The 16,019-nt window shown below is 69.6% G+C and carries 14 protein-coding genes; 6 read left to right on the forward strand and 8 right to left on the reverse strand.

From position 1 onward, the window contains the following. Positions 1-201: 201 nt before the first annotated feature. The 3 genes from TsocGM_RS00285 to TsocGM_RS00295 form a co-directional block, all read right to left on the reverse strand. Positions 202-1,332, reverse strand: coding sequence for a sensor histidine kinase (locus TsocGM_RS00285; protein ID WP_126723321.1), 1,131 nt, complete (start codon positions 1,330-1,332; stop codon positions 202-204). 8 nt (positions 1,333-1,340) lie between these two features. Beyond that, positions 1,341-1,781 carry a response regulator gene (locus tag TsocGM_RS00290; protein ID WP_126723322.1) on the reverse strand — a complete coding sequence of 147 codons (441 nt, stop codon included), beginning with the start codon at positions 1,779-1,781 and terminating at the stop codon, positions 1,341-1,343. 234 nt (positions 1,782-2,015) lie between these two features. Further along, complete coding sequence (locus tag TsocGM_RS00295) at positions 2,016-3,542, reverse strand: sensor histidine kinase (protein WP_126723323.1); 1,527 nt, start codon at positions 3,540-3,542, stop codon at positions 2,016-2,018. A 188-nt stretch (positions 3,543-3,730) separates the two neighbouring features. Here TsocGM_RS00295 and TsocGM_RS00300 point away from each other — a divergent pair, with 188 nt between their 5' ends. From TsocGM_RS00300 to TsocGM_RS00320, 5 genes are all read left to right on the forward strand, one after another. Next, a complete protein-coding gene (locus tag TsocGM_RS00300) occupies positions 3,731-5,170 on the forward strand; it encodes a S41 family peptidase (protein WP_126723324.1) in 1,440 nt (479 codons plus the stop codon). 39 nt (positions 5,171-5,209) lie between these two features. Further along, positions 5,210-5,581 (forward strand): glyoxalase superfamily protein, encoded by a 372-nt coding sequence (locus TsocGM_RS00305; protein ID WP_126723325.1) that lies wholly within the window; start codon positions 5,210-5,212, stop codon positions 5,579-5,581. 66 nt (positions 5,582-5,647) lie between these two features. Further along, positions 5,648-6,721, forward strand: coding sequence for a tRNA (adenosine(37)-N6)-threonylcarbamoyltransferase complex transferase subunit TsaD (gene tsaD, locus TsocGM_RS00310; RefSeq protein WP_126723326.1), 1,074 nt, complete (start codon positions 5,648-5,650; stop codon positions 6,719-6,721). Between the two features lie 193 nt (positions 6,722-6,914). Then, positions 6,915-7,661 (forward strand): HAD family hydrolase, encoded by a 747-nt coding sequence (locus TsocGM_RS00315; RefSeq protein WP_126723327.1) that lies wholly within the window; start codon positions 6,915-6,917, stop codon positions 7,659-7,661. 121 nt (positions 7,662-7,782) lie between these two features. Beyond that, the gene (locus tag TsocGM_RS00320) at positions 7,783-8,670 is read left to right on the forward strand and encodes a carbon-nitrogen hydrolase (protein ID WP_126723328.1); all 888 of its coding nucleotides are present in this window, start codon (positions 7,783-7,785) and stop codon (positions 8,668-8,670) included. Positions 8,671-8,755: 85 nt separating this feature from the next. Here TsocGM_RS00320 and TsocGM_RS00325 read toward each other — a convergent pair whose 3' ends face one another. After that, positions 8,756-9,901 carry an acyl-CoA dehydrogenase family protein gene (locus TsocGM_RS00325; RefSeq protein ID WP_126723329.1) on the reverse strand — a complete coding sequence of 382 codons (1,146 nt, stop codon included), beginning with the start codon at positions 9,899-9,901 and terminating at the stop codon, positions 8,756-8,758. 271 nt (positions 9,902-10,172) lie between these two features. Between TsocGM_RS00325 and TsocGM_RS00330 the strand changes: the two genes are divergently transcribed. Further along, complete coding sequence (locus TsocGM_RS00330; protein ID WP_126723466.1) at positions 10,173-11,306, forward strand: agmatine deiminase family protein; 1,134 nt, start codon at positions 10,173-10,175, stop codon at positions 11,304-11,306. 81 nt (positions 11,307-11,387) lie between these two features. On the opposite strand, the gene TsocGM_RS00335 is transcribed toward TsocGM_RS00330, so the two are convergent. The 4 genes from TsocGM_RS00335 to TsocGM_RS00350 all read right to left on the reverse strand — a co-directional run bounded on the left by TsocGM_RS00335 (position 11,388) and on the right by TsocGM_RS00350 (position 15,713). Continuing rightward, a complete protein-coding gene (locus tag TsocGM_RS00335; RefSeq protein ID WP_126723330.1) occupies positions 11,388-12,131 on the reverse strand; it encodes a succinate dehydrogenase/fumarate reductase iron-sulfur subunit in 744 nt (247 codons plus the stop codon). A 4-nt stretch (positions 12,132-12,135) separates the two neighbouring features. Further along, complete coding sequence (locus TsocGM_RS00340; protein WP_126723331.1) at positions 12,136-14,064, reverse strand: fumarate reductase/succinate dehydrogenase flavoprotein subunit; 1,929 nt, start codon at positions 14,062-14,064, stop codon at positions 12,136-12,138. A gap of 74 nt (positions 14,065-14,138) precedes the next feature. Beyond that, complete coding sequence (locus tag TsocGM_RS00345; protein WP_126723332.1) at positions 14,139-14,975, reverse strand: succinate dehydrogenase cytochrome b subunit; 837 nt, start codon at positions 14,973-14,975, stop codon at positions 14,139-14,141. Between the two features lie 399 nt (positions 14,976-15,374). Beyond that, entirely contained in the window at positions 15,375-15,713 is a 339-nt protein-coding gene (locus TsocGM_RS00350) for a hypothetical protein (protein WP_126723333.1), read from the reverse strand. Between the last annotated feature and the right edge of the window lie 306 nt (positions 15,714-16,019).

Below are 16,019 nucleotides of genomic sequence, written 5' to 3' on the forward strand. Positions count from 1 at the left end.
GCGGCTGGGATCGATCACGTGCCCCCCGATTCGGGGCAGGCACCCCGGCGGGTGTCGAGGACGAGGCGGTCGGCCCAGCGGTGGTCGTGGTCCAGGGAGTCGAAGCCGTCTCGCATCGGTCATCTCCCTCAGGAGGTGATCCCGAAACCTCTCTGGGAGGGAGGGAGGCGACCGATTGCAGGGAATATTGTACAGAAAAGGTTACGAGGAGGTCACGGTGGGTGGGTCGGCGGTGGGGAGGGTGAAGCAGAAGGCGCTGCCGGGGCCGGAGGGGGCGGATTCGACCCAGATGCGGCCGCCGTGGGCCTCGACGACGCGTTTGCAGAAGGCCAGTCCGATGCCGGTGCCGGGGATGCGGCGGGGGTCGTGGAGGCGGCAGAACATGTCGAAGACGCGCTCGCGGTCGGCGGGGGCGATGCCCCGGCCGTTGTCGATGACGCGGAAGGTGGCCCAGCCGTCGCCGGGGGAATCGGCCTCGACCCGGATGACGGGGGGAGTGTCGCCTCGGTACTTGACGGCGTTGCAGATGAGGTTCTGCAGCAGGTGGTCGAGCTGCGTGCGCTGACCGAGGACGGCGGGCAGCGGGGAGCGCTCGACGCGGGCGTGCCCTTCGCGGAGGGTTTCGCGGAGGACCAGCAGGCAGTGGTCGAGGACCTCGTTCATGGGGACGACCTCGCCGGCCGCCGGGTCGGCCTCGGCGTCGGCGAAGTGGAGCAGGTCGACGACGAGGGAGGCCAGTCCCTTGACCGAGCCCTCGGCTTGCTCGATTGCCTCGGAGACGATCTCCGGCCGATCGAAGCATCGACGCGCCAGGGTGAGGTTCATGGAGACGACATTGAGCGGGTTGCGGACTTCGTGGGCCATCAGGTGGGCGAAGCGGCGGAGTTCCTCATTGCGGCGTTCGAGCAGGGCGGCGTAGGCGCGGAGCTGCCGCTGGGAGGCCTTGCGCTCGACGGCGTAGCGGAGGGAGCGGCTGAGGATCTCTCCGGTGATCTCGGACTTGACCAGGTAGTCCTGCGCGCCGCGCTGGACGGCGACGGCGGCGAAGTCCAGGTCGTCGAGCGAGGTGAGGACAACGACGGGCAGTTCGGGACGAGCTTGGAGGACGGCGTCGAGGGTGGATTCGAGGCCGCCGTCGGGTAGGACCAGATCGAGCAGTAGGGCGTCGAAGTCGCGATGGGCTAGGAGATCGAGCGCGGCCTGAAGGCGATCGACCCGCTCCAGGAGGATGGCCGGCCCCTTGGCCCGGGAGCGGTCGAGGTGTCGCCGGATCAGCTCGGCGTGATCGGGGTCGTCCTCGACGAGCAGGACGCGCAGCGGGGTCAGGGGCATGGCGGGGCTCACTCGTCGGTCCGGGGCGGCAATACATTCCAGACGCCCCAGTAGAGGCTTAGGTCGTTGACCATCTGGCGGAACTTCTCGAAGTCGACCGGCTTGACAAGGTAGCTGTTGACATGGTGCTGGTAGGCGCGCTCGCGGTCGGCCTCGGCGTCGGAGGTGGTCAGGATGACGACGGGGAGGTCGCGGAGGTCCTCGTCGGTTCGGATGGCGGCGAGCACCTCCAGGCCGTCGAGCTTCGGCAGCTTCAGGTCGAGCAGGACGACGTCGGGGCGCTCCGCGTCGGTGTAGGGCTCCTGGCGGCGGAGGAAGGCGAGGGCCTCGGCGCCGTCGAGGACGTGGGAGACCGAGTTGGCCACCCGGGCGCGTCGGAGGTTCCGCTTGACGAGTTCGGCGTGGTCCTCGTCGTCTTCCACGAGCAGGAACCTGACCAGTCGGCTCATCGGAGAGATCCTTGTCGGTCGGGGTTCGGGGTCGGGGTCGGGTTCGGGGTCGAAATCAGGGTCAGAGTCGAGGTCAGGGTCAGGGTTGGAGTTGTGGTCGGGGAGGGAAGGGGGTGGAGATATGATCTCAGAGTCGGGCTTCGAGATTCCAGGAAAAAGGGGAGGAGGGCGGAGAACGGAGGCCGGGGGAGGCGGTCCAGGAGCCGAGGGGGAGGGGGGAGCGACCCTAGGGGGTCAGTGCGGGGAGTCTTCGGGATCGGAGGGGTCGGGGAGGGCGATCCAGAAGGTGGCGCCGAGGCCGGGCTCGGACTCGACCCAGGCTCGGCCGCCGAGCACGGAGGCGACCTTGGCGACGGAGGCGAGACCGACGCCGGTGCCCGGCTTGCTGGCGTCGAGCCGCTGGAAGAGGCCGAAGATTTTCTGGTGGTAGTCGGGGTCGATGCCGGGGCCGGTGTCCCGGACGAAGATCCGGGTCTGACCGTCTTCGGCAAGGGCGCCGAGGGTGACGAGGGTACCGGGGGTGTCGCAGGCGTATTTCAGGGCATTCTCAAGCAGGTTTTCGAGGGCCCGGGCGAGGTCGCGTTCGGCGGCGAAGACGGCCGGGGGGAGGTTGGGGCCGAGTTCGAGGCGGGCGGAGCGTTCCTGGAAGCGGGGGCCGAAGGTGTCGGCCAGGTCGGAGAGCAGGCGGGGGAGGTCGAGCCGGCGGGGGGGGCTGTCGGGGCGGCCGATGCGGCTGAGGGAGAGCAGGTCGTCGATGAGCTGGCTCATCCGGGAGACGGCGTTCCGGACGCGCCGGCAGGAGTCGACGGCGGCGTCGGAGTCGCCGGCCTTGAGGTCCTCCTCGAGCAGGCCGACGTAGCCGGTGCAGGTGACCAGGGGGCTTTTCAGGTCGTGGGAGACGGTGTAGACGAACTGCTCGAGTTCGTCGCTGCGGCGGCGGAGGTCTCGGCCGGCGGCGATGAGGCGGCGTTCCATGGCGCGGCGGCTGGTCACGTCCCGGGCGATGATCGAGGCACCGACGATGGTCCCCCGGGCGTTCCGGACGGGGCCGAGGGTGAGGGCCAGGTCCAGTCGGGTGGCGTCGTCGCGGCGGTGCTCGACGAACTGGCCGGTGACGGTTTCTCCCCGGAGGGCGCGGGGGAAGAGGTCGGGGAGCAGGTCGAGGCGGACCCAGGGGGCGAGCAGGGCGGCGGGCTGGCCGAGCACTTCGGCGGCGGGCCGGCCGAAGAGGCGGGAGGCGCCGCCGTTCCAGGAGACGATGGCGGCGTCTCGGTCCAGGCCGATGATGGCCTCGTCGGCGGCGTCGACGATGGCGGCGAGGTAGGCGTTGCGGTCCAGGGCACGGTGAAGCTCGTCGACGTCCTGGATCGAGCCGGCCAGGGTGACGGGGGGGGCCTTGCCGGCGGCCTCGGGGATGGCGCCCCGGGCCCGGAACCAGCGGTCGCCGTCGGCCAGTCGGAGGCGGAAGGAGACGTCGAGCTCGCCCTGGTCGGCGGCCTGGTCGAGGGCGGCGTTGAAGTCGTCGGCGTCGTCGGGGTGGAGCCGGCGGCGCACGGCCCCCCAGTCGAGGGGGGGGGAGTCGGCATCCTGATCAGACAGCAGGGCGATCGCTTGGGGGGAGAACCAGACCATCCCGGTCGGCACGTCCCACTCCCACAGCCCCTCGGTCGAGCCGCTGATGGCGCGGCGCAGCCGATCGACGTCGGCTTCGTCGATGCCTCCGATCGGTCGGGGGGTCCCCCGGTCGTGTCGCTCCTCCATGACGCTCCCCGCCTTGGCGCGACCGCTTGCCCGCCTTACCGTCACGAGGCTACGATTATAACGAGGTGCTTGCCGCTCGGACACCGCCCCAGCCGCCGATTCGTCGGAAGCCCGGGGCCCTCGGGCCCGAAGGGCCTGCTCCCCCTTCCTCCCCGACTCGTCCCGACCCGCCAGGAGGATCCCGGACCATGCCGCAACGGAACCTCGCGGCCATCGCCGCCGTCGGACTCGCCTCGGTCCTCTGCTGGCAGAGCAGCCGGGGTGACTCGAAGGACGAGATGATGGAACTCTACGGCGTCTTCGTCGACGCGGTGGAGCAGGTCGAGTCGAACTACGTCCGCGAGGTTTCTCGCCGAGAGCTGCTGGAGGCGGCGTTGCAGGGAATGCTCCAGAGCCTCGACCCGCACTCGACCTATTACAGCGAGGCCCAGTGGAAGCAGTTCCAGCGCACCTTCGAGGGGAGCTTCAGCGGCATCGGGATCCAGGTCGAGATCGATCCCAGGAGCAAGCGTCTGAAGGTGCTGGCCCCGCTGATCGGCACCCCGGCGTATGAGGCGGGCGTGCTGGCCGGCGACCTGATCCTGGAGGTCGACGGCGAGTCGACCGAGGGGATCAACCAGGACAAGGCGGTCGAGATGCTCCAGGGCCGCCCCGGCACCTCGGTGACGCTGACGGTCCTGCACCCGGGCAGCGAGAAGGCCGAGACGCTGGAGGTGACCCGGGAGGTGATCGAGTCGGAGAGCGTTCTGGGCGTCGAGCGCCGGCCGGACGACTCGTGGGAGTACTTCCTCGATCCGGACGCCAAGATCGGCTACATCCGCATCAGCAGCTTCTATCAGACCACGGCGGAGGACGTCCGCCGCGCGCTGGAGCAGCTCCAGTCCGAGGGGATGCGCGGGCTGATCCTGGACCTGCGCACCAACCCCGGCGGCTTGCTCTCGGCGGCGGTGGAGGTGTCGGACCTGTTCGTGGACGGCGGCCTGATCGTCAGCACCAAGGGGAGGAACACCCGGGAGCGGCGGTTCCTGGCCAACGGGCCGGGCACCTACACCGGCTTCCCGATGATCGTGCTGGTCAACCAGCACTCCGCCTCGGCGGCCGAGATCGTCTCGGCCTGCCTGCAGGACTCGGGCCGGGCGAAGGTGGCGGGAGAGCGGTCGTTCGGCAAGGGGTCGGTGCAGAACATCATCCCGCTGGAGGGGGGCGCCAGCTTCCTGAAGCTGACCGTCGAGAGCTACTACCGCCCCTCGGGGGGGAATATCCACAAGTTCCCGGACATGACGGACGAGGACGAGTGGGGCGTCTCTCCGGATGAGGGGCTCGCCGTCGAGCTGGACCCCGAGGAGTACGCCCGCTGGGAACTCTCCCGCCGACGCCGGGACATCACCTCCCGGATCGCCCGTCGGGCCGTCGAGGGGGAGGAGCACGACGACCAGGCCGCCGACCTGCCCCCCGACCGGCAGCTCGACTCGGCGCTGGAGGCGCTTCGCTCCGAGCTGTCCACTCGGGAGGATGGCCAGGACCAGGGCAATCCCGAGGACAAGGGCGAGCCTGAGGACAAGGATCAGGGCGAGAGCGAGGGCGATCCGGGGCCCGAGGGCGAGGGGAATCAGGCCGCCGCGGCCTGACGGGCCGGACCCTTCTGACAGGGCAGGGGAGGCAGCGCGATGGCCGCCCGGATTGAGTCGGTGCATCCTGTGCTGATGTCGAGCAACGTGGCGGCCTCGATTCTCTTCTTCGGGAGGATTGGCTTCGCTCTCGCCTTCGCCGACTCGGAAGACGACCCGAAGTACGCCGGAGTGCGCCGGGGAGGGGTCGAGCTGCACCTGCAATGGCACGACGCCGAGCAGTGGTCGCACCCCGGCGACCGGCCGACCTATCGGTTCCTGGTCGACGACGTGGACGCCCTGCTCCAGGAGTTCCAGGGGGTCGGCGTGCTGCCGGATCACGCCGAGGTCCGCGAGACCCCCTGGGGCACCCGGGAATTTCACGTGTTCGACCCGGACGGGAACGGGTTGCAGTTCGATCAAGATCGCTGAGGCCGGGGGACGATTGGCCCGGTCGCCGGGCGATGCCGCCTGGATGTCACCGCCGGGACCGGGACCGTGACCGATTCGCTCTTGCTGCTGGCCATCGAGACGACCTGCGACGAGACCGGCGCCGCCGTGCTGGAAGGGCCGAGGCCGCCGGCCGAGGGGGTGCCGGTCGTGCGGTCGAGCGTGGTGGCGAGCCAGGTCGACCTGCACGATCGGTTCGGTGGGGTGGTGCCGGAGATCGCGTCTCGGGAGCACGTCCGGCAACTGCTGCCGATGATCGACGAGGCCCTGAGGAGGGCTGGCGTGGGGCTGGACCGGATCGGCGCGATCGCCGTGGCGACCAGGCCGGGGCTGGTCGGCTCGCTGGTGGTTGGCCTGACGGCGGCCAAGGCGATGGCGATGGCGAGGGGCCTGCCGCTGGTGGCGGTGGACCACCTGGAGGCGCATCTCTATGCGTGCCAGCTCGCCTACCCGGATCGGGAGGTCTACCCGAGCGTCGGGCTGGTCGTGTCAGGGGGGCACACCAGCCTGTTCCGCTGCCGGGGGCCGATCGAGGCGGAGCCGCTGGGGGGGACGATCGACGACGCGGCGGGGGAGGCGTTCGACAAAGTCGCCAGCCTGCTCGGCCTGGGATATCCGGGGGGGCCGGTCGTGGAGCGGGCGGCTCGGTCGGGGGACCCGGCGGCCTACGACCTGCCGAGGGCCTTCCTGCGCGACGACCGGCTCGACTTCAGCTTCTCGGGGCTGAAAACCGCCGTGCTCTACGCCCTCCGAGGGCAGGACCAGCGGGGACGCGCCGGGGCCGACCCCGGCCCACCTCCCCCTCAAGTGGCGGCCGACCTGGCGGCGAGCTTCCAGGAGGCGGTGGTCGACGTGCTCGTCGCCAAGTGCCGCCAGGCGCTGCGTCGGACCGGGCTGCGGAGGCTGGGGATCGGCGGCGGGGTGGCCGCGAACGGCCGGCTCCGGGAGCGAGTCTCGGCCATGGCGGCGGAGGAGGGGGTCGAGCTGTTCATCCCTCCGCTGTCGCTTTGCACCGACAACGCGGCGATGCTCGGCGTGGCCTTCGCCAAGCTCGCCGCCGGGCAGGTGGCCGACCCGGAGATCGACGTGACGCCGGGCCTGGTCCGGCCCCCGACGCGGTGATCGAGCCGGCGGTCGTCGGCGCTCGAAGTCTGCCGGGTGCGTCGTCGGGACGGGGAGGGCTCGTCGGAATCACCCCCGGAACCACCCTCCGATTCGTCGACCCTTCCCGAACCGTCGAGGAATGCCCACAATGATCCCTCCTGGCCGCCCCGAGGAGGGGAGCGGCTCGAGCGATCGGGGACGAGGGGGCGGGATGGGACGCAAGGAGAGGGGGTTCGAGGGGGTCCGTGGCGTCGTGCTGGACGCGGTCGGCACGCTGATCGACCCGAGGCCATCGGTGGCCGAGGCCTACGCCGAGGCGGCGAGGAGGCAGGGGGTCGTGTTCGACCCGGGGGAGGTCCGTCTTCGGTTCTCGGAGCATGTTCGCCGAGACGAGGTGGACGACCTGCGCGGGCCGATGATCACCGACGAGGAGATCGAGCACCGGCGCTGGCGTCGGATCGTAGAAGCGGTCCTGCCCGGGCTCCCCGAGCCGGACCGGGCGTTCCTGGAGCTCTGGGAGCACTTCGGCCGCCCCGAGGCCTGGCGATGCTTCGAGGACGTGGCGCCGGCGGTCCGCCTGCTGCGGGGGGCGGGGCTGGCGATCCGGGTCGGCTCGAACTTCGACGGCCGGCTGCGCAAGGTCCTGCTCGGCCTTCCCGAGCTGGCCGAGCTGGCCGATTCGGCGGTCATCTCCTCGGAGGTCGGCTACCGCAAGCCGCACCCCTCGTTTTATCTCGCCGCCTGCGAGCGGCTGGAGCTGCCTCCGGGCCGAGTGCTCTCGATCGGCGACGATCCCGAGAACGACGAGGCCGGCGCCCTCCGGGCGGGGCTGGCCGCGGCGCTGATCGACCGCTCCGGCCGGATGGAGCCGAGGCCAGGCGTCTTCCGAGACCTGCTGGCGCTGGCCTCGGTCCTGGCAGGGACGGAGGGCGGCTCTCGGGAAGGGTCGCAGCGGTGAGAAGCGGCGAGCGACGAGGGACGCGAGGACGCCATCGGGAGCCGAGGCCGAGGATCGCCCCGGGGGCTTCCCTGCCATGCTACGATGATCGAGGTTTGGCCCCCTCTTTTGGAGCCTCGCGATGAGCCGATCTCCCAGGACGTTCACCGTCGGACTCGTGCAGATGCGCTGCTCGACCGACCCGGACGAGAACCTCCGACGCGCCTGCGACTTCCTCCGGCAGGCCGCGGATAAGGGGGCGCAGGTGGCCTGCCTGCCGGAGCTGTTCCGCTCGCAGTACTTCTGCCAGGTCGAGGATCACTCGAAGTTCGACCTGGCCGAGCCGATTCCGGGGCCATCGACCGAGGCGATCGGCGCCGTGGCGAGGGAGACGGGCATGGTGATCGTCGCCTCGCTGTTCGAGCGAAGGGCGGCGGGGCTCTACCACAACACGGCGGTCGTGCTGGACTCGGACGGCTCGATCACGGGGAAGTATCGAAAGATGCACATCCCAGACGATCCGCTCTATTTCGAGAAGTTCTACTTCACGCCCGGCGACCTGGGCTTTCAGTCGTTCGAGACGAGCAAGGCGAACGTCGGAATCCTGGTCTGCTGGGACCAATGGTATCCCGAGGCCGCCCGCCTGACCGCCCTTCGAGGGGCCGAGATCCTGTTCTATCCCACCGCCATCGGGTGGCACCCCAGCGAGAAGGCCGAGTTCGGCGAGGCCCAGGCCGACGCCTGGATGACGATGCAGCGCGCCCACGCGATCGCCAACGGCGTCTACGTCGCTGGCGTCAACCGCATCGGCCACGAGGGGGACCCGGCCGGCGGCCTCGAGTTCTGGGGAGGCACCTTCCTCGCCGACCCCTTCGGCCGCATCCTGGCGAAGGCGGGGCACGACTCGGAAGAGGTGCTTGTCGTCGAGTGCGACCCGAAGCTTGTGGAGACGACCCGGAGACACTGGCCGTTTCTGAGGGATCGACGGATCGACGCCTACGCTCCGATCGTGGAGCGGTTCCTGTCCTGAGCCGGGCGCTTGGCCGACGACTCGGGAGCGGGGCGGCTCCGGCCTCCCCGAGCGGCCGTTGTCCCTCGTCCCTCGAGCGTCGGGATCAGAGCCGCATCCGGGCCGCGATGATATTGCGCTGGATGTCGTTCGTGCCGGAGAAGATGACGCCGCCGACGCTGTCTCTCAGGTCGCGCTCGATCCCGTTCTCGGCGACGTAGCCCTGGGCGCCGAAGAGTCGGACGGCGTCGAGGCTGTTGGCGACGAAGCATTCGGAGACGTGGAGCTTGGCCATCGCGGCTTCGAGCGTGGCGTCTTCGCCCCGGGCCTTGGTGCGGGCGAAGTTGTAGACGAGGGGTCGGCAGGTTTCCAGCCGGAGCTTCATGTCGACGATGCGGTGGGAGACGGCCTGGAACTTGGAGATGGCCTGGCCGAACTGCTTGCGCTGGCGGGCGTGGTTGACGCAGCGTTCGAGCTGTCGGCGCATGGTGCCGAGGGTGCCGGCGAGGATCGCGCCGCGTTCCCATTCCAGGGCGGCGTTGAAGACGCGGGCCCCGCGCCCCTCGCGTTCGAGGATGGCGTCGAGGGGAAGCTCGCAGTCCTCGAAGGCCAGCTCGGCCATCGGGGCGGTGCGCATGCCGAGCTTGGGGATCTCCCGGACGACCCGGAGGCCGGGGGTGTCCTTCGGGACGATGAAGGAGGTGAGGCCGAGGGCCCCCTTGGCGGGGTCGACGGTGGCGAAGACGACGAGCACGTCGGCGATGGCGCCGCCGGTGATCCAGATCTTGCGGCCGTTGAGGACCCAGCGGTCTGCTCGGCGAATGGCCCTGGTGGTCATGCTGAAGATGTCGGAGCCGGCCTCGGGCTCGCTGGCGGCGTTGGCGCCGAAGAGGGAGCCGTCGCAGAGGCCGGGGAGCCATCGGCGCTTTTGCTCCTCGGTGCCGAAGGCGAGGATCGGCATGGTGACCGTCCAGAGCGAGGCGCCGAGGGCGAACACGAGGCCGGTGTCGGGACAGCCGTAGCCGAGGCCCTCGACGGCGGCGACGGCCGAGACGAGGTCATCCCCCTGGCCGCCGTAGTCTCGGGGGACGGGGAGCCCGAGCAGACCGAGGGAGCCGCACTTGCGGTAGCCCTCGCGGTGGAAGGTGCCGGCCTGGTCCCGGGCGGCGACGTCGTCGAGCAGCTCCGACTTCGCGAAGGAGACAGCGGCGTCGAACCAGGAGCGCTGGGAGGGGGTGAGCAGGTCGTCCAAGAGGGTGCCTCCGTGCTCCCGGGGCCTGTGGGACCGAGTGTCGGGGGTCCAGTCTAGCCCGATGGCGATTGGTGGCAAGGGGAGGTGGACGGGACCTCGTCGGGGGCCTCGGGGTCGAGGATCGGAGGAGGAGGGGGGGCAGGGGGGGCCTTGTGATCGGCGCTGCGGCCCTGCTCTCGGTCCGTGTCCGGATCGCTCGCGATCGGCTAGGATGAGAGGCCGTCACGATGTGGAACCGCTTCCGACCTTCCAGGAATGGGCAGGACGAATGATGTCCTCGACCGACGAACCGCCGCCGTCGCCCCGTCCGACTCCCGGGGCGCTGGGCTACCGGCTGCCCGCCGAGTGGGAGCCGCACGAGGCGACGTGGATCGCCTGGCCGCGGAACAAGGAGGACTGGCCGGGGAAGTTCGGGCCGATCCGGTGGGTGTACGCCGAGATTGTGCGCTGCCTGAGCCGGTCGGAGCGCGTGCGGGTGCTGGTGGGCTCGGGGAAGGCGGAGCGGAAGGCGAGCGACTCGCTGGAGAAGTCGGGAGTGGACCTGGATCGGATCGAGTTCGTTCGGTTCCGGACCGATCGGGGGTGGCTGCGCGACTCGGGGCCGATGTTCGTGGTGCGGGATCGGTCGATCGGCGCCGAGGGGGAGCCGCCGCCGGTGGCGCTGATCGACTGGAAGTTCAACGCCTGGGCCAAGTACGACAACTGGCGACGGGACAACCGGCTGCCGAAATTCGTGGCCGATCGCCTGGGGATGGACCGCTGGTCGCCGAGGGTGCCCATCGACGGGCAACAGCGGCGGGTGGTGCTCGAAGGCGGGGCGGTCGATGTGAACGGCTTGGGGACGCTGATCACGACGGAGGAGTGCCTGCTTTCTCACGAGCAAGAACGCAACCCGGGGCTCAACCGCTCGGGCTATGAACAATTGATGGCGGAATACCTCGGCGTCTCGAAGGTGATCTGGCTGGGCCGGGGGATCGTCGGCGACGACACGCACGGTCACGTGGACGACATCGCCCGGTTTGTGGACCCGACGACGGTCGTGGCCTGCGTGGAGGAGAACCAGGGGGACCCGAACCACGCTCCGCTGCGGGAGAACCTGGAGCGGCTGCGGGAGGCGACCGACCAGGACAACCGGCCGTTGCGTGTGGTGGAGCTGCCGATGCCGGCTCCGGTCGTGTTCGACGGCCAGCGGGTCCCGGCAAGCTATGCGAACTTTTACATCGCGAATTCGGTCGTGCTTGTTCCGACCTTCAACGACCCGAAGGACCGGGAGGCGTTGGGGATCTTGGCCGGGCTGTTCCCGGGGCGGACGGTGGTGGGGATCCACGCGGTGGATCTGGTCTGGGGGCTGGGGACGCTGCACTGCCTGACGAGGGACCAGCCGAGGGGTCCGGCGGCGGGCTGATCGCCCGGGAGGGGAGACGGGCCGGCCCCGCTTGAGGAGCGGGGCCGGTTCGGCCACGTCGTCGGAGGGATCGGTCGGGGCTCAGGCACCGGAGAGAGAGGCGCGGAGGTACTCTCGGTTCATGACGGCGATGTTCTGAGTGCTGATCTGCTTGGGGCAGACGGCCTCGCACTCCTGGTAGTTGGAGCAGTTGCCGAAGCCCTCCTTGTCCATCTGCTCGACCATGTTCAAGACCCGTCGCTTGCGCTCGACCTGTCCCTGGGGGAGTCGGGCGAGTTGGGCGACCTTGGCCGAGGTGAAGAGCATGGCGGAGGCGTTCTTGCAGGCGGCGACGCAGGCGCCGCAGCCGATGCAGGTGGCGGAGTCGAAGGCCATGTCCGCGTCCTCCTTGCGGACGGGGATGCCGTTGGCCTCCGGGGCGGAGCCGGTGTTGATGGAGACGTAGCCGCCGGCGGCGATGATGCGGTCGAAGGCGGAGCGGTCGACCATCAGGTCCCGGATGACGGGGAAGGGGTCGGCGCGCCAGGGCTCGATGACGATCTCATCGCCGTCCTTGAAGCTGCGCATGTGGAGCTGGCAGGTGGTGGTCTGCTCGGGGCCGTGGGCGACGCCGTTGATGACCACGCCGCAGGAGCCGCAGATCCCCTCTCGACAGTCGTGGTCGAAGGCGACGGGTTCCTCTCCTCGGGAGATGAGCTCCTCGTTGAGGCCGTCGAGCATCTCCAGGAACGACTGGTCGGGGCTGACGTCCTTGGCCTGGTAGGTGACCAAGCGGCCCGGGGCGGAGGGGCCCTGCTGGCGCCAGACGTGAAGCGTGAGGTTCATGGGATTACTTGTAGCTCCGGGTCACAAGCTGGACGTTCTCGAACGCCAGGGGCTCGATGATTAGGTCGGGGTCGGCGTCGGGGCCGTTGGACTTCCAGCAGGAGACGTGGCAGAAGCGCTCGTCGTCGCGGAGGGCCTCGCCGTCCTCGGTCTGGTGTTCCTCGCGGAAGTGGCCGCCGCAGGATTCCTCACGGGCCAGGGCGTCGCGGCACATCAGCTCGGCCAGCTCGATGAAGTCGGCGACGCGGCCGGCCTGTTCGAGGGAGATGTTCAGGTCTTCGCCGGTGCCGACGACCTTGACGTTCTCCCAGAACTCCTGGCGGATCTCGGGGATCTTGGCGATGGCTTCGCGGAGGCCGTCGGCGTTGCGGGACATGCCGCACTTGTCCCAGACGAGCTGGCCAAGCTGGCGGTGGAAGGAGTCGGGGGTGCGCCGGCCGTTGATGGACAGCAGGGTGCGGATGCGGTCCTTGACGCGGGCCTCGGCCTGGTCGAACTCGGGATGGTCGGTGGTGGCGTCGAGTTTCTTGAAGCGGGCGAAGTAGTCGCCGATGGTGTAGGGCAGGACGAAGTAGCCGTCGACCAGGCCTTGGAGCAGGGCGCTGGCGCCGAGGCGATTGGCGCCGTGGTCGGAGAAGTTCGCCTCGCCGATGACGAACAGGCCGGGGATGTTGCTCATCAGGTTGTAGTCGACCCAGAGCCCGCCCATGGTGTAGTGGCTGGCCGGGTAGATGCGCATGGGAACCTTGTAGGGGTTCTCGTCGGTGATGCGCTGGTACATATCGAAGAGGTTGCCGTACCTGGCGGCGATGTTCTGTTCGCCGAGGCGGCGGATGGCGTCGCGGAAGTCGAGGTAGACGCCGACGCCGGTGGGGCCGACGCCGCGGCCCTCGTCGACGACGCGCTTGGCGGCCCGGCTGGCGATGTCTCGGGGGGCGAGGTTGCCGTAGGAGGGGTAGAGGCGCTCGAGGTAGTAGTCGCGTTCCTCATCGGGGATCTGGTCGGGGGGCCTTCGGTCGCCGGGCTTCTTGGGGACCCAGACGCGGCCGTCGTTGCGCAGCGACTCGCTCATCAGGGTGAGCTTCGACTGGTGCTCACCGTGGGGGGGGATGCAGGTGGGGTGGATCTGGGTGTAGCAGGGGTTGGCGAAGTAGGCCCCTTGGCGATACGCCCGGAAGGTGGCGGTGACGTTGCAGCCCTTGGCGTTGGTCGAGAGGTAGAAGACGTTGCCGTAGCCTCCGGTGGCGAGCACGACGGCGTCGGCGCAGTGCTTCTCGATCTGGCCGGTGACCAAGTTCCGGGTGATGATGCCGATGGCCCGGCCGTTGGCGACGACCAGATCGAGCATCTCGGTGCGGGGGTGCAGGGTGATTTTGCCGGCGTTGACCTGACGCATCATCGCCTGGTAGCAGCCGAGCAGCAATTGTTGGCCCGTCTGGCCTCGGGCGTAGAAGGTGCGGGAAACCTGGGCGCCACCGAAGGAGCGGTTGGCCAGCGTGCCGCCGTATTCCCGGGCGAAGGGGACGCCCTGGGCGACGCACTGGTCGATGATGTTGGTGGACAGCTCGGTGAGGCGGTAGACGTTGGCCTCTCGGGAGCGGAAGTCGCCTCCCTTGATGGTGTCGTAGAAGAAGCGGCGGACCGAGTCGCCGTCGTTCTGGTAATTCTTGCAGGCGTTGATGCCGCCCTGGGCGGCGATCGAGTGGGCGCGTCGGGCGCTGTCCTGGTAGCAGAAGGACCGGACGTTGTAGCCGAGCTCGGCCAGGGTGGCGGCGGCCGAGCCGCCGGCCAGGCCGGTGCCAACGACGATGACGGTGTACTTGCGCTTGTTGTTCGGCGAGACGAGCTTCAGCTCGCCCTGGTGCCGCGTCCACTTCTGGTCGAGCGGCCCGCTGGGGATCCGGGCGTTGAGCGTCTCTTCGAGGACCTTCATGAACGTGCCTTTCCTGGTCGGTCGGACGGGGGCGAGGAGGGATCGGCCCGAGGGGGCGGGGCGAGCCGGTTCGCTCAAACGTCGAACAGGCCGAGGCCGGCCCAGTGGTCGAGCAGGATCACCAGCGGGATCGAGACGTTGCCCAGGACGATCAGCGCGGCGGCCGCCGGGCCGAAGAGGAACTGCGCCTTGCGGTATTTCGGTGTCGTCAGACCGAGGGTCTGGAACATCGCACTGGCGCCGTGGCTCAGGTGCAGGCCGAGCAGGAGCTGGGCGATGATGTAGGTCAGCGCGATCAGAGGGGAGCGGAAGCCGAGGACGACCATGCGGTAGACGTCCCGGCGGGCCTCGACGGGGACCGATTCGGCCGGGATGGTCTCGATGCGGGGGGAGGCCTCGGACGCGATCGTTTCCGGAGCGTCCTCAGCGCCGTTGACGGCCTCGGGGCGGGAGGAGGAGGGCTGAGGGGGCGGCTCGTAGCTGACCAGCGTGACGGGTCGGCCCTGATGCTCGTAGAACTGCCGGTAGTCGGGGTTGGTCACCTGCACGGTGAAGTGAAGCAGGTGGTAGATGATGAACGAGAGGACCAGCAGCCCGGACAGGATCATGGTCCGGGAGGCTCGGGAGGCCCGGATGGTGCGCTCGACCGCGTAGCGCTGCGGCCGGGAGGCGCGGTTCTCTCGCCAGACCCAGACGGTGAAGACCACATGCAGCACGATGGCCGTCAGCAGGCCGATGCGGGCGGCCCAGAGCAGCTCGGGCATCGAGTGCAGGAACTCGGCGTAGTTGTTGAGCGTCTCTCGGCCGAGGAAGACCTGCAGGTTGCCGATCATGTGGACGACGACGAAGCCGAACAGCAACAGGCCGGTGACGGCGACGACGGCCTTCTTGGCGATCGATGAGGGGAGCATGCCAGGACCCTACTGGGGGAGAAGTCCAAGATCGTAACGATCTCGGCCGGGCGCCGGGTGGCGGGCCGGGTCGGGAGCCCCCGGAACGGGAGCCAACGCGGGGCCGTCGTCGGCCCCGGTGCGGGCGGGAGTGAGGGCGACCGGGACGAGGGGACGGAGCCCGAACTATTGTAGACCGATGTGGAGGGCAATGCCATCGCCGGATGCGCCGGCGGGCGGGGCCCTGGGAGGCCGGCGGGGCGGATCGGGGACGAGGGGGGACGCGAGGGTTCCCGTCGCCCCCGTCGATGACGGTGGACTCGGTTCACCCTCGTTATCGGTATCCTGCGGAGGGAATCGAGCGCGGAGGGGGACCCGGATCGCCAGGCCGATCGGGTCGGAGGGATGAGGAGGGAGGAGTCAGCGGTCGAGGACCAGGAACGTCACCACGAGTTCCCCGCCCAGGCCGCGCTGCGCCCGGAGCCGGACCGGGCTGCCGTGACAGAGGTTCTCGCCGAGGTCGGCCAGCCAGCCGAGGTCGGGCACAAGGACCGCCTCCGCCTCGACGGTCACCAGCTCTCGGGGGCGGTCCCGGGTGACAACCTGGAGGACCAGCGTTGAGTCCCAGTCGCAGGAACCCGCCGGCTCAACCCAAGAATCGACGATGGTGCCCGAGACGGCGATTTCATCCAGGTCAACCGGCGGGTCCATCGCGGCCCGACAGGCTCGCTCCGCGGGGCTGGGGGCCAGGGCGTTCATCCACCTCACTCCTTGCTGATCGCGACGGATCGCGGGAGGACCGGTCTTCGGTCCGGGATCATCGATCCCTGATGCATCCATCATAGTGCGCCCGCGAACGATCGACAAGTTGAATTCGAGGAGAATCGAGGGAGCGGGGCGAGGAGGCGCCGTCCCGGGCCGGGGCGGTTCCCGGAGGGAGGGGGCGACGCGGCGGGCCAGGACGACCGGGGGCCGGCGAACCGGCAGGAGAGCCTGGGCCAGAACCCGGGATTGATCGCTGCGATCCAAGGCGTCGAGGCGGCCCGATCCACCCGGTTCACCGGG

Source organism: Tautonia sociabilis (assembly GCF_003977685.1).
Taxonomy (GTDB): domain Bacteria; phylum Planctomycetota; class Planctomycetia; order Isosphaerales; family Isosphaeraceae; genus Tautonia; species Tautonia sociabilis.